General features: G+C 63.7%; 12 protein-coding genes. 10 read left to right on the top strand and 2 right to left on the bottom strand.

Going from position 1 to position 14,188, the window contains the following annotated elements:
- Positions 1-370: 370 nt before the first annotated feature.
- From ABRA89_RS19595 to fghA, 3 genes are read left to right on the top strand one after another with little or no spacing between them, the layout of a single operon-like run.
- Complete coding sequence (locus ABRA89_RS19595; RefSeq protein ID WP_349943190.1) at positions 371-1,480, top strand: S-(hydroxymethyl)glutathione dehydrogenase/class III alcohol dehydrogenase; 1,110 nt, start codon at positions 371-373, stop codon at positions 1,478-1,480.
- 2 nt (positions 1,481-1,482) lie between these two features.
- Positions 1,483-1,962, top strand: a complete 480-nt coding sequence (locus ABRA89_RS19590) for a GNAT family N-acetyltransferase (RefSeq protein WP_349943189.1) — start codon at positions 1,483-1,485, stop codon at positions 1,960-1,962.
- A gap of 55 nt (positions 1,963-2,017) precedes the next feature.
- Positions 2,018-2,854 carry an S-formylglutathione hydrolase gene (gene fghA / locus ABRA89_RS19585; protein WP_349943188.1) on the top strand — a complete coding sequence of 279 codons (837 nt, stop codon included), beginning with the start codon at positions 2,018-2,020 and terminating at the stop codon, positions 2,852-2,854.
- A gap of 40 nt (positions 2,855-2,894) precedes the next feature.
- Here the strand turns inward: fghA and ABRA89_RS19580 are convergent, their stop codons facing one another.
- The gene (locus tag ABRA89_RS19580) at positions 2,895-3,023 is read right to left on the bottom strand and encodes a hypothetical protein (RefSeq protein ID WP_349943186.1); all 129 of its coding nucleotides are present in this window, start codon (positions 3,021-3,023) and stop codon (positions 2,895-2,897) included.
- Between the two features lie 144 nt (positions 3,024-3,167).
- Between ABRA89_RS19580 and ABRA89_RS19575 the strand changes: the two genes are divergently transcribed.
- The 7 genes from ABRA89_RS19575 (at position 3,168) to ABRA89_RS19545 (ending at position 13,122) form a co-directional block, all read left to right on the top strand.
- Positions 3,168-4,184 carry a Bug family tripartite tricarboxylate transporter substrate binding protein gene (locus ABRA89_RS19575; protein WP_349943185.1) on the top strand — a complete coding sequence of 339 codons (1,017 nt, stop codon included), beginning with the start codon at positions 3,168-3,170 and terminating at the stop codon, positions 4,182-4,184.
- 168 nt (positions 4,185-4,352) lie between these two features.
- Entirely contained in the window at positions 4,353-4,856 is a 504-nt protein-coding gene (locus ABRA89_RS19570) for a tripartite tricarboxylate transporter TctB family protein (RefSeq protein WP_349943184.1), read from the top strand.
- 12 nt (positions 4,857-4,868) lie between these two features.
- On the top strand, positions 4,869-6,428 hold the full coding sequence (locus tag ABRA89_RS19565; protein WP_349943183.1) for a tripartite tricarboxylate transporter permease: 1,560 nt from the start codon (positions 4,869-4,871) through the stop codon (positions 6,426-6,428).
- Positions 6,429-6,684: 256 nt separating this feature from the next.
- Positions 6,685-8,976 (top strand): catalase/peroxidase HPI, encoded by a 2,292-nt coding sequence (katG, locus tag ABRA89_RS19560; RefSeq protein WP_349943182.1) that lies wholly within the window; start codon positions 6,685-6,687, stop codon positions 8,974-8,976.
- Positions 8,977-9,551: 575 nt separating this feature from the next.
- Positions 9,552-10,778: a plasmid partitioning protein RepA gene (gene repA, locus ABRA89_RS19555; protein WP_349943181.1), complete on the top strand. Its 1,227-nt coding sequence runs from the start codon at positions 9,552-9,554 to the stop codon at positions 10,776-10,778.
- 145 nt (positions 10,779-10,923) lie between these two features.
- Entirely contained in the window at positions 10,924-12,096 is a 1,173-nt protein-coding gene (gene repB, locus ABRA89_RS19550) for a plasmid partitioning protein RepB (protein WP_349943180.1), read from the top strand.
- Positions 12,097-12,243: 147 nt separating this feature from the next.
- Positions 12,244-13,122 (top strand): helix-turn-helix domain-containing protein, encoded by an 879-nt coding sequence (locus tag ABRA89_RS19545; RefSeq protein ID WP_349943179.1) that lies wholly within the window; start codon positions 12,244-12,246, stop codon positions 13,120-13,122.
- Between the two features lie 82 nt (positions 13,123-13,204).
- On the opposite strand, the gene ABRA89_RS19540 is transcribed toward ABRA89_RS19545, so the two are convergent.
- Entirely contained in the window at positions 13,205-13,708 is a 504-nt protein-coding gene (locus ABRA89_RS19540; RefSeq protein WP_349943178.1) for a hypothetical protein, read from the bottom strand.
- Positions 13,709-14,188: the final 480 nt, after the last annotated feature.

Here is a 14,188-nt window from a genome sequence, read left to right as displayed (position 1 = left end):
GAGCTTGGCAAGGACGTCCAAATTCGATTGCCATGACGGCGTTGCACTTCGCGATGGATTCCCCGTTCCCTCGGCTGCACAGCGAAACTTCACAAAGGAGACCTTCGGGGTGGGGGGGGGGCAGGTCAGTGCGCTATCCGCTTGGCTGCCGCGTTCTTGAATAGCCGTTCGCCGAGGGCGACCGGACAGGAAAACTGAATTTCGTGAAACGTGCCTCTTCGCAACAACTCGGGCGGCGACTTGGACCGCTTAAGGAGCCGGGTTCATGTGCGGCGAAAATTGCGTTCTCCGGCGAGTGCAGAAAAGGGTTGCAAGCCGGCTCGAAATGGCTACGAACCGTCGAAACTCGCGTCCCAGGGAACCCATGCGCATGAAGACCAGAGCTGCCGTCGCCTTCGAGGCCAAGAAGCCACTCGAGATCGTCGAACTCGATCTCGAAGGACCGAAAGAGGGCGAGGTTCTCGTCGAGATCATGGCGACGGGCATCTGCCATACCGATGCCTATACGCTCGACGGGCTGGACTCCGAGGGCCTGTTCCCGTCGGTTCTCGGCCACGAGGGCGCGGGCATCGTGCGCGAGGTCGGCGCGGGCGTCACCTATGTGAAGCCGGGCGACCACGTCATCCCGCTCTACACGCCGGAATGCCGCCAGTGTAAGTCCTGCCTTTCGGGCAAGACGAACCTGTGCACCGCGATCCGCGCCACGCAGGGCAAGGGTGTGATGCCGGACGGCACCTCGCGCTTTTCCTACAAGGGCCAGCCGATCTACCACTATATGGGCTGCTCCACCTTCTCGAATTTCACGGTCCTGCCTGAGATCGCGGTCGCGAAGATCCGCGAGGACGCGCCTTTCAAGACCTCCTGTTATTGCGGCTGCGGCGTCACGACCGGCGTCGGCGCGGTGGTGAATACGGCCAAGGTCGAGCCCGGCGCCAATGTCGTCGTCTTCGGCCTCGGCGGCATCGGCCTCAACGTCATCCAGGGTGCGAAGCTCGTCGGCGCCGACAAGATCATCGGCGTCGACCTGAACAACGAAAAGAAGTCGTGGGGCGAGAAGTTCGGGATGACGCATTTCGTCAATCCCAAGGAGATCGACGGCGATATCGTCGCGCATCTGGTCGAGCTGACCGGCGGCGGGGCCGACTACACCTTCGACTGCACCGGCAACACCATGGTTATGCGCCAGGCGCTGGAAGCCTGCCATCGCGGCTGGGGCGTTTCGGTCGTCATCGGTGTCGCGGAAGCCGGCAAGGAGATCTCGACGCGTCCGTTCCAGCTCGTCACCGGACGCGTCTGGAAGGGCTCGGCCTTCGGCGGCGCCAGAGGGCGCACCGATACGCCGAAGATCGTCGACTGGTACATGGACGGCAAGATCCAGATCGATCCGATGATCACCCACACTCTCAGCCTCGAAGAGATCAACAAGGGCTTCGACCTCATGCATGAGGGCAAGTCGATCCGGTCCGTCGTCGTCTACTGAGCGTGACCCTTTCCGCCGGGCACGAAGAGCCGGACATCGCCTTCAGGTGGAGCGCGTTCGAGGAGCTGTCGGCGCTGGAGATCCATGATCTCCTGCGCCTGCGCAGCCTCGTCTTCGTGGTCGAGCAGACCTGCGTCTTCGCCGAGATCGACGGCGCGGACCCGGACGCGATCCATCTGCGCGTGACGGTCGGCGAGGATCTCGCCGGCTGCCTGCGCATCCGCGAAGACGGGGATTTGATCCGGATCGGCCGCATCGCGACGGCGGCGGCCTTTCGGGGCCACGGTTTTGGCCACGAGATGATGGCCGAGGCCTTGCGCTATGTGGGCCGGCGCTTTCCGCGGCGGGATCTGACCGTCTCGGCCCAGGCCCATCTTCAGGCCTTTTACGCCCGGCACGGGTTTGAGGTGGCCTCCGAGCCTTACGACGAGGACGGCATACCCCATATCGACATGACACGAACCGCACCGCGAAACGCCTGAACGGCCCGGTGCGCCCGCAGGTTCGACACGACAATCAAGCAGGGAGACTGAAGTGATGGAAACCGTTTCCACCAATAAGGCCCATGGCGGCACCCAGGGCGTCTACAAGCACGCCTCGCGCGAAACCGGTACCGAGATGACCTTCTCGGTCTACGTGCCGCCCCATGCAGAGGGCGCGAAACTGCCCGTCGTCTGGTATCTGTCGGGCCTCACCTGCACCCATGCGAACGTCACCGAAAAGGGCGAATTCCGCCGCCGCTGCGCCGAGCTCGGCCTGATCTTCGTCGCCCCCGACACCAGCCCGCGCGGCGATGACGTCGCCGACGACGCCGAAAAGGCCTACGACTTCGGCCTCGGGGCCGGATTCTATGTGGACGCCACCGAAGAGCCGTTCGCCAATAACTACCGCATGTGGAGCTATGTCACCGACGAGCTTCCGGCACTGATCGCCGAGAATTTCCCGGCCGACATGGATCGCCAGTCTATCATGGGCCATTCCATGGGCGGACACGGCGCGCTGACGATCGGCCTCACCTTCCCAGACCGTTATAAAGCGGTCTCCGCCTTCGCCCCCATCGTCGCGCCGAGCCAGGTGCCCTGGGGCCACAAGGCTCTGCCGGGCTATCTCGGCGACGACAAGGCAAAGTGGCGCAAGCACGACGCGGTAGCGCTGATCGAGGACGGCGCGCGGGTCGATGCGCTCCTCGTCGATCAGGGCGAATCCGACGGCTTCCTCGCCGAACAGCTGAAGCCGGAACTCCTCGAAAAAGCCTGCACGAATGCCGGCATCGAACTGACCCTGCGCCTGCAGCCAGGCTACGACCACAGCTACTACTTCATCTCCACCTTCATGGACGACCATCTCGCCTGGCACGCCGAACGCCTCGGCTGAGAGCGGGCCGAAATCATCGGGGCTTGTCGCAAACCCAAACTCAGGTCCCGAAGATCTGCGCGACGAGACCGCCCTGTCGGTTGACCGTCCACTTGCCGGCGAGGCCGAAGCTGCTTCCCGGCCTGCGAGCTCCAAATTCGCTGGCGATGCCCGGGATCTCCTCGGGCATCGGTCTTGCCATGCCGGAGACGTCAGCCGGGCAAGATAGTGTTTGCCTTATTTTGGCTGTGATGAGACACCCGGCACGGAAGTGCTTCGCTGTTCGGGCGGCGGAGTTCTGATGAAAAGACCCGGATCTTGCAGGGAGGTTATCTTGAAGCCATTGTCCGCCATCACTCTGTCCGCTGCGGCGCTTGCTCTCGTCGCGGCTACGCCTGCGATCGGGCAGGATTTTCCGACGAAGGAGATCCAGGGCATCATCATGTGGGGCGCCGGTGGCTCGACCGACACGGTCATGCGGGCGGTGACCCCGAAGGCCGAAGAGGTGCTCGGCCAGTCGATCGTCATGCAGAACGTCACCGGCGGCGTCGGCGCCATCGCGCTGAACCAGGTCGCCAATGCCGAGGCCGACGGCTACACCATGCTGATGGGTGCCGAAAACCCGCTGCTCTACAAGGTGATGGGTCTCGGCCAGAAGGATTATGCGGACTTCATTCCGATCAACATCCTTGCCCGCGGCACGCCCATTCTCGTCGCCGGTCCGGATGCGCCCTTCGACACCTATCCGGCGATGATCGAATACATCAAGGCCAATCCGGACACGGTGCGCTTCGGCTCCACCGGCCCGGGCGGCCTGCCTTCCGTCGTGACCGCGATGATCGAGGATGCCGCCGGCGATCTTCCGGTCACCTTCGTTCCCTATGACGGCGACGGCCCGGCGCTGACAGCTCTCCAGAGCGGCGCGATCGACGTGATGCCGGCGGTTCTCGGTGTCGCGATCGAGGGCGTGCGTGCCGGCAATATGAAGCCGCTCGCCGTCTTTTCGAACGAGCCGATCGAGGAACTTCCCGACACCGCGCCGATCACCGAGACCAATCCGGAATTCGACAAGTTCCTGCCCTGGGGGCCATTCTTCGGCATCTTCGTGCCGAACGGAACGCCGGACGAGGCGGTGTCGAAGTTGCAGGAAGCCTACAGCACGGCCGCCGGAACCGCGGAGTTCGAGGAACTCATGAGCAATCGCGGCTACACCATCATGAACATCTCCGGCGAAGAGGCCGCGAGCTTCATGGAGGACTGGCAGAGCACCACCACCTGGCTGATGCAGGATGCCGGTCTCAACAAGTCCTCGCCGGAAGAGTTCGGCATCCCCAAGCCGGACGGCATGTAATCGCGACCGGCTGATGGACCGGTCCGTTCAGACAGGCGGACGGTGCATCACGCTCGCCGTCGGTCATGGACGGGCCGGTCTCTCATCGGCCGGTCCCCGGCTCATCTTCCAGGCTGATATCATTCGGGAAGCCGCGCGTTGCTCCCGACCTTTTCCGAGCGGATCATCATGCAGGAACAAAGGACGCGCCGTCCGGGCGAAGCGGCGTTTTCCGTCTTTCTCGCCGTCGCCAGCGCGACCCTTCTGTGGAGCGCCTACGGCATTTCCGGCTTCGAGTCGCTGAGCGCTCCGGGGGCCGTTCCGATGGCGACGACCGCAGTGATGGTCGGGACGACCGTGATCATCCTCGCGCGCACCCTCAGAAAGCCGCGCGCGTCCGACGAAACCATCGCGCGGCATATCCTGCCGCCGGTCGTTCTCATTCTCGCGGCGATGCTGGTCGCCTACGCCTTTCTTCTGGTGCCGCTCGGCTTTCTGCCAACCTCGGCATTGTTTCTCGTGCTCGCGATCAAACTTCTGGCGCGGCGCGGCTGGCTTTTTACCCTCGCCGTATCGCTCGCCAGCCTTCTCGTCGTCTATGGCCTGTTCCGCCTGGTCTTCACCGTGCTGATGCCGCCGGGCGTCGTACCGGAGGGCGAGATTCTCGCCCTGTTGCGTGGCCTGTTCGGATGAGCGGGGGCTGAAATGGACGCGCTTTCGGGCTTCTTCACCGCCTATACCAGTCCGGAGCTCCTGGCGCTCGTCGGCCTCGGCACCTTCGCCGGCATCTATGTCGGGGCGATCCCGGGGCTGTCGGTCACCATGGCGGTATCGATCCTCATCTCCTTCACCTTCTCATGGGACGTCTATCCGGCCATCGCGCTGATGGTCGGAATCTATATGGGCGGTGTCTATGGCGGCTCGCGGACCGCGATCCTCCTCAATATTCCCGGCGCGCCCTCGGCGATCGCGACCGCGCTCGACGGCTATCCCATGGCCCAGCGTGGCGAGGCGGGAACCGCCATCGGTGTGACGACGGTGATGAGCTTCATCGGCGGCTTCATCGGCATCTTCGTCCTTGCGGTGGCGGCGCCCTTCGTCTCCGATTTCGCCCTCCTCTTCCAGCCGCGCGACTATCTGCTTCTTGCCGTTCTCGGCCTTCTTCTGGTCGGCTCGCTCTCCGGCGGCTCGCTGCTCAAGGGGATATTCTCAGGTGCGCTCGGCGTCGCGATCGGGGCGGTCGGGATGGACCCCCTCACCTTCACCGAACGTTTCACCTTCGGCTCGCCGACGCTGATGGGCGGGATCAGCTTCATCGCGGTGATGATCGGTCTTTTCGGCGTATCGGAAGCGCTGGCGCAGCTGCACCACGTCTCCACCGCCGCCGTCCGTCAGACGATCACCCGGATCGTTCCGTCACTCTCGACGGTCAGGAAGCATCTGCCGCTCTCGATCAAGACCTCGGCGATCGGCGTCTTCATAGGCGCCCTGCCCGGCACCGGCGGCGATATCGCCGCACTGATGGCCTACGACCACGCCAAGCGCTCGACAAAAAACCCCGAACGCCCCTTCGGCGACGGCGCGATCGAGGGACTGGTCGCACCGGAAACAGCGAACAACGCGGCGGTGGGCGGCGCCTTCATTCCCATGATGACGCTCGGCATTCCGGGGGATGCCGTCACCGCCATCATGATCGGCGCGCTCTTCATACACGGGCTCAATCCGGGCCCGATGCTGATGGTCGACCGGCCGGACATGTTCTGGTTCATCGTGGGTGCGCTGACGCTCGCCAACGTCTTCATGGTCGTGCTTGGACTGACCGGCATCCGGCTCTTCGTGAAGATCGTCGAAATGCCACGCTCGGTCATGATCCCGCTGATCATGCTTCTTTCGATCGTCGGGGCCTATGCGGTCAACAATTCGATCGGCGACGTCTACTGGATGCTCGGCTTCGGCATCTTCGGCTATTTCATGAAACTCTACGCCTATCCGCTCGGCCCGGTGATCCTCGGCGTAATTCTGTCGCGCCTTCTCGACGACAACTGGCGGCGGGCCATCATCATCGAGCGCGGCTCGCTGCCGGACTTCTTCCTCGGCATCCTGACGAGCCCGCTTTCGCTGGCGCTGTTCCTCTCCGCAGTCTTCATCCTTGTCTCGCAGACCCCGCCCTGGAAGCGCTGGCGCGCCCGCAAGGAGGCGCTGAGAGCGGCGATCGACCCGGCAAGACCGGGCGAGGACGAGGCCGGGCCGCGTTCCATCCGCTGAACTCAGTGCTTGCGTGATACGTCTGTAGGCCTATTTGGCGTCCGACCACGAGGATCAGGTCGTCTTTGAAAGTCTCGGACCCGATGCCGCCGCCGCATGACAGATTTACCCGGTCGCGGCCTGCCGGAAAATTCGTCGCACGCCACGACGTTTTCCCGAAGCCCTCTAACTGTGTCTCAAGCCCCATAAGGCAGGCCGCGCCGGCTCCGGGTGGTCCGTCAGGATCTCACAATTTCGCAGCAAAGGTTCGATCATCATGAACATCAAGGCAGACATCCCCAATCGCGGCGAGTGCCCCTTCGGCGGAACGCGCGTAGGCGGCGCGCTCGGTTCGGAGCCGACGCTCGAACACTGGTGGCCGAACCGGCTGAAGGTCGAGCAGCTGCACCAGAACCCGGCAGAGGCCGACCCTCTCGGCAAGGACTTCAACTATGCCGAAGCCTTCAAGAGCCTCGATCTGGAAGAGGTGAAGAAGGACATCAAGGCGTTCCTCACGACCTCCGTCGACTGGTGGCCCTCCGACTACGGCAATTACGGGCCGCAGATGATCCGCATGGCCTGGCACTCGGCGGGCACCTATCGCCGGGCGGACGGTCGCGGAGGCGCCGGACAGGCCATGCAGCGTTTCGCGCCGGTCAATTCCTGGTGGGACAACGGCAATATCGACAAGTCGCGCCGCCTGCTCTGGCCGATCAAGCAGAAATACGGCACCGCGCTCTCCTGGGCCGATCTCATCATCCTCGCGGGCAACTGCTCGCTCGAGATCATGGACTTTCCGACATTCGGTTTCGCCGGCGGCCGCATCGATGCTTGGGAACCGGATACGGCGATCTACTGGGGCCCCGAGGGCTGGAACGGCAAGAAGCCGTCGGAGACGGCGCCCGGACCTCTGGAAGGCCATCCCAACCAGATGGTGACGCGGACCATGCGCTGGGAAGGCGAACCGAAGGACGACTATTACGACCTGGAGAACCCCCTCGCCGCCTCGCACCAGGCGCTGATCTACGTCGATCCCGAAGGCCCGAACGGCAACGGCGATCCACTCGATTCGGCGCGCGACATCCGCACCACCTTCGGCCGCATGGCGATGAATGACGAGGAAACCGTCGCGCTGATCGCCGGTGGCCACGCCTTCGGCAAGTCCCACGGCATGACCCCGCCCGATGAGATCGGACCGGCCCCAGAGGGCGCGCCGATCGAGGCGATGGGCATGGGCTGGCAGAACCCGAACGGCACCGGTTTCGCCCAGTACACGATGACCAACGGCATCGAGGGCTCGTGGACGCCGAACCCCACCAAGTGGGACAACGACTATCTGACGAACCTCTTCAAGTTCGAGTGGAAGCAGACCAAGAGCCCGGCAGGCGCCCTCCAGTGGATGCCGGTCGATCCGGACGCGCCGAAGACGCCGGACGCCCATACCGGCGAAATGCATCCCCTGATGATGATGACGTCGGATCTCGCGCTGAAGATGGATCCGGAATACCGGAAGGTCTGCGAGAAGTTCCTCGCCGACTTCGACGCCTTCACGGACGCCTTCTCGAGGGCCTGGTTCAAGCTCGTCCATCGCGACATGGGCCCGAAGAGCCGGTATCTCGGACCGGAAGTGCCGGAAGAGGATCTCCTCTGGCAGGACCCGATCCCCGATCTCGACCATGAGACGGTGAGCGAGAGCGATGTGAAGAGCCTGAAGGACAAGGTCCTCTCAGCCGGCATGTCGGTGTCGGACCTCGTCTTCGTCGCCTGGAGCGCGGCCTCGACGCACCGCGTGTCCGACAAGCGGGGCGGCGCCAATGGCGGGCGCATCGCGCTCGAGCCGCAGAACCGCTGGCAGGTCAACGATCCGGCCCGCACCAACAGGGTGCTGGAAGGCCTTCGCCTGATCATGGACGAGTTCAACGCGGCTCAATCAGGGACGAAGAAGATCTCGCTCGCCGACATGGTCGTCCTCGCCGGCTGCGCGGCTGTCGAAAAGGCGGCCAAGGACGCGGGCGTCCAAGTCACCGTGCCGTTCGCGCCGGGCCGCATGGACACGACGCAGGAGCTGACGGATGTGGAACAGTTCGACTGGTTGCAGCCGGTCTCGGACGGCTTCCGCAACTATCACCGCGAGGACATCGTCTTCAACGTGCCGCCGGAGCAGCTCTTCCTCGACAAGGCGGCGCTCCTGTCGCTGACCGCGCCGCAATGGACCGCGCTGACCGGCGGGCTTCGCGTCCTCGACACCAATTGGGACGGCTCCAAGCACGGCGTCTTCACGGATCGGCCGGGCGTGTTGTCGAACGACTTCTTCCTCGCTCTCACGGACATGCGGATGGAGTGGCGCAAGGCGGACGAGGCGGGCATGAGCTTCACGCTCAACGACCGCCAGTCGGGTGCCCAGAAGTTCACGGCGACCCGCTGCGACCTGATCTTCGGCTCGAACGCCCAGCTGCGCCAGATCGTCGAGGTCTACGCTGGCAGCGACGGCCACGAGCGTCTGGTCCATGACTTCGTCGCCGCCTGGAACAAGGTGATGATGCTCGACCGCTACGATCTGGCGAAGTGACCTGAATGATCCCGCCGGGCGGTGCATTTGCATCGCCCGGCGGTTACCGGACAGGGTGCCCCGCGAATTCGGTTATCCACCTGCACGCGGCTGCTTAAATCCTTCCACGCCTGCCCTCCCCTATCTCATCCCGTCTTTCTGGACCGCGACCTTGATCGCCTTCACGCTCATCCTCCCGGAGCTATGGACGACCGTTTGGTGTCAGAGCCGCTAGACGGAAACGCCAGTTCCGCGACCTAGCTTCCAAGTCATCCTCGGCGGCGCATTAGATGAGCCTGACGCATGGCGATATGCGATTGACAGCTGTCAATCAGCTCGGTTCGCCCGCAATTGCCCTGCATGCGAACCGCGAGCGACCCGCCCGGCATGTGAGAGGCGCCTGCATTCGTCCGCTTGACTCGACTCACTCGCTTCGCCATCGTCGCTTACGGATAACAAGCGTCGATCCATCTTCGAGGCGTAACAAGAGGTGGGAGCCGCAATCGCGGAGGCGAGTCGTGACCGGAACATAGCGGTCGTGACGGCCCGAGCGTGATGCGCCATCTCCCACGGATGGACGACATGGCGGGCATGATATGAGTTTGCAAACGGTGCGGAAAGCCGACGAACAGATCGCGCGGGATGCTGAGTTGCTTTCCAGCCAGCTCTCGGCGATGCGCGAACGGCTGTTTCCACCAACCTCGCAAAAGGCCCTGCGCGCCTTCACCTCCGGCGAGGCCGCGAAACTGATCGGCGTCTCCGACGGGTATCTCCGCCAGCTCTCGATCTCCGGCGACGGGCCGCAGCCCGAGACCCATGCGAACGGCCGCCGCTCCTATACGCTGGATACGATCAACGCGCTGCGCCGGCATCTTGCCGACCAGCACGAGCCAGGCAGCGCCAAGGCGCGGCAATATCTGAAATGGCGCGACGAGAAAGCCGGCGAGCATCTTCAGGTCATCGCCGTCACCAACTTCAAGGGCGGCTCGGGCAAGACGACGACCTCGGCCCATCTTGCGCAGTATCTTGCGCTTCAGGGCTATCGGACCCTCGCCGTCGATCTCGATCCGCAGGCCTCCTTCTCCGCCCTCCTCGGCTATCAGCCCGAGCTTGACCTTCAGGAGAACGAGACGCTCTATGCGGCGATCCGCTATGACGAGCGTCGCCGGCCTTTGCGCGAGATCGTGCGCCGTACCTATTTCGACGGGCTCGATCTGGTGCCGGGCAATCTGGAGCTTCAGGAATTCGAGCACACGACGCCGCGCCAGCTCGCTGAAAAGGGCGGCGCTCTCGACATGGAGAACGACCTCCCCTTCTTCGCCCGCCTCGGTGCGGCGATCGACGAGGTGCGCGACGATTACGACGTGGTGGTGATCGACTGCCCGCCGCAGCTCGGCTTCCTCACCCTCGGCGCGCTCTGTGCGGCGACCTCGGTTCTGGTCACCGTCCATCCGCAGATGCTGGATGTGGCGTCGATGAGCCAGTTCCTGTTCATGACCTCCGATCTTCTCTCGGTGGTGCGGGAGGCGGGGGCGGAACTCAATTTCGATTTCCTGCGCTATCTGGTGACGCGCTACGAACCCCATGACGGGCCGCAGGCGCAGATCGCCGGCTTCCTGCGCGCCCAGTTCGGAGCGCGCGTCCTCACCAACGCCATGGTGAAATCGACCGCCGTTTCCGATGCCGGCCTCACCAAGCAGACACTCTACGAGGTGGGCCGCGAGAACTTTTCGCGGGGGACATATGACCGGGCGATCGAGGCGTTGACAGCTGTCAACGCGGAGGTGGAAACGCTCTTGAAACAGGCTTGGGGGCGGACATGATGGAACGCCATCCAAGCTGCGGCGCCATTCGCATGAGTGAGATTTCCGCCGAACTTATCCCCGCCCCTCGCCTCTCTGGCAGATTGCGGATCGCAGCTGGCTCGACCGGCACGACACCGATCGCAAGCGGAAAGGAGGCAGGTGCATGGTAAAACGCAAGGACGCACTGCGGGCTCTCCTTTCCGGCGAGGGCGAGAAGACGAAAAGCGACACGGCTGCGAACGAGAAGCCCGGCAGCGATGCGGCCTGGTCCTCAGAGGTTCCCACCGAGGAAGCGGGCGAGATGCACAAGCCCCTCCCCCGTACCTCAGCCGCCGAGCACATGCGCTCCGGCGCTATCAACGCCATGCGCGAATCCTGGGGCGAACTGCGCCGCGAGGCCGAGGCCGCCAAGAACCTGCGCGACGAGATCGCCGGCGGCGGCCATGTGGTGTTGGTCAATCCGGAAAAGATCCTGCCCTCGCCGATCGCAGACCGGCTGTCGCACGCGGGTGATCCCGATGCGGGCTTCGAGGCGCTGAAGGCCTCGATCGCGGCGAGCGGTCAGGCCGTGCCGGTGCTGCTCAGGCCCCATTCGGATGCGGAAAAGGCCAGTGAGGGCTTCTTCGAGACGGCTTATGGCCATCGCCGGGTGAGGGCGGCGCGTGAGCTCGGTGTCGAGGTGCGCGCGATTATTCGCCCACTCTCGGACGAAGAGCTGATCCTCTCCCAGGGCCGCGAGAACGCCGAACGGCGGGACCTCAGCTTCATCGAGCGGGCGCTCTTTGCGCGAACGCTGGAGGAGCGCGGCTTTTCCCGCGAGACGATCCGCACGGCACTCTCGATCGACAACACCCAGCTGACCCGCCTCCTTCAGGTCGCGACCCGCGTGCCTGAGACGATCGTGCGCCGCATCGGGGCCGCGCCCAAGGCCGGGCGGCCGCGCTGGGGCGAACTCGGCGAGATGATCGCCAAGCGTGGCGGCGGCGAGATCGCGAACGAATTCACGAGCCGCGAGAGCTTTGCCGGGATCGCCGACAGCGATGCCCGGTTTCGTGCGCTTTACAAACGCTTGACGGCGTGGAGCGAGGGACGCGGAGCCAGGAGCGGAAAGCAGGCCGCGCCGCGCACGATCGCTGATCCAGCCGGCGAGACGATCGCAACCCTTGGCACCGGATCAGGCGGCAAGCCGCAGTTCGCGCTTGTGGGCCGGCAGGCTGGCGATTTCTCCGCTTTCCTCGCAGAGCGGTTGCCGGGGCTGTTCGAAGAATTCCGCGCTTCGTCCCGATCGGACGAGGCGAGCGGCGAGACGAAACCAGACGGGGAGGGCGCCTCATAGGCAAAAGAAAAGGCCCCGAAGCGGGAGCCGCCTGGGACCTGATCTGAAGACGTTGAACACCTTCCGATCTAGGCCCTTCCGAATCACACGTCAATAGATTTCGCGGTTCCCCGCCACGGGTTTCGTTTGCCTCGCGCAAGGAAATTCATGACGGAAGATAACGACCGCACGGGTTTCGTGCGTCCAGCGTTCGGCCATTCCACACGGTCCGAGCGAACGCTTCCCGCTGCCCAGACGCCAGCGCCGATCCCGGCTTCGGTAACGCGCTCCGACCGGGATGCGATGCCGCGCGATCTCTTTTCCGGCATGGGTACGGAGGAGGGGAGTGCCGGTGCGCAGCCTCATCCCGATTTCGAGGCCCGTACGGCGATCTGGCGCGATCAGGCGGCGGGTCTGATCTCGATGGCCGAGGCGCAGCGGCGTTCGGCGGCGATCAGCGCGCGGGCAAGGCAATCGAGTGGGGCAGGGGATGGCGGCAAGGGCGTCGCCCGTCCGCCGGTCGCGCGGCCGCGCCATCGGCGGCCTTCTCCGAACGAAAGCCGTCAGTACGCGCAGCCCATGGCGACGACGGCCGCCCGCGACGATCGCCTCACGCCGAACGCCAAGGCCTTCCTCCAGGTCTTGCGCGCGCGCTGCGGCAAAGGGCGGGAGACCACCATCACCAAGGGAACGGCTGGCAATATCATGGCCCGCTCGACACGCACGATCCGCCGCTATCTCGTAGACCTCGTCCGCTTCGGCTATGTGGAGCTGTCGATCCTGCGCAACGCGCGAGGCATGCATCTCGGCCTGACGGTGAAGCTCACCGACCGCGTCGCACCATTCTATGAAGAGGCGAGGGGGCTTGCCAGATGGCTGGCCGAAACACCGAGTGCTCTCTTCCAGCCGTTCAAGGCTGTCCTAAGCCCTGAAAGAAAGGGGATGACATTTCTGTCATCCAAAAACCAATACCCAAAAAATCATTCTTCTAGGTTTTTAAATGGCTATAGAAAATTGGAGGAAACGGGCCCGGTACCGCCCGATTAACAGCTCTTTTCGCGTTCATCAGTCCTTAGACAACCGCAGTGGCAAGCATTTTCATCATGTGGGGAGTCTCTTGACGTCTGGGCTATCGGGGCGTCTTAAACCCGCGCTTTCGCACCTGTTTCCGAATGCCTGAACGCGCCTTCCAGCGATCGCCAAGGGCAACACCACCTGTCCGACCAAGACGCCGGGCACGATAGTTGAGCCCCGCAAGCCCTGCGACCAGCTGATCGGTCTTCGGTTTTGAAGTGGAGCCGAAGGAGGCCTCATCAGAACGAACCGTCTTGGCTGTCCGGTCCAAAGCACGATGATCGCCTTCATACTCCTTCGGATCGATGGAGCGGACAGGCTGCCTCTTTCGATACCGTCGGGTCGGTTTCCGAACCTCATCGACGTCCGTTTCCTCCCGTCGCGGTTCGGTCGTCATATGGTGCGAGCGTTCCGCCAGGATACGGCCACCCCGCGCCGCTGCCTCGACCTTGTCCCGCAGGGCTTTCTGGCGCTCGGTTTCGTCTGGCTGATCGACTTCGTACCGACGCGTCTTGCCGCCGGACGATTTCGCCAGGCTTTGAGGCTTGTCATCAACCATCCGTTTCTTGCCAGCCAGACCCGAGCGCCGGCTTCTCTTCGTTTCCACAGTGAAAGGTTTGCGTGCGCGAGGCATGACGGGTCCGCATCATTCGAGAATAGAAAAAACGCCGAGGTTGAGCCCGGCACAGTCCAACAGCAGGAGATCAAACTGTAATAAGCAGAAGAAGCAAACGCCGGCGCAACTTTGCAAGACGCTGCAATCGGATCCCGGCTGTAAACAGGATTGCGACCGCCGCAAGGCACAGATGAGCAAAATCGCTCTGCGATCGACCGAAAGACGATTTTATGTGAACGCATCGCTAGGCCCAATCTTATGCGGTTTCCGCCGGAGTTGCCCAAAATGCCGAAGTGATGGGTCCGGTCGACGGACCGAATGCTCACCGGTTAGACAACGCTCCGCGAAAGAGAGTCGGATTCAAAGCGCCGCCGATCCGCAAAGAGCGGTTTTGCCGTGACCTCGTTGTCGGGCATCGCTTCA

This window comes from Fulvimarina thalattae, from assembly GCF_040239565.1.
In the GTDB taxonomy this organism is placed as follows: Bacteria; Pseudomonadota; Alphaproteobacteria; order Rhizobiales; family Rhizobiaceae; genus Fulvimarina.
The sequence above is the reverse complement of the archived record's forward strand: the minus strand, read 5'-3'. Positions and strand labels throughout refer to the sequence as shown.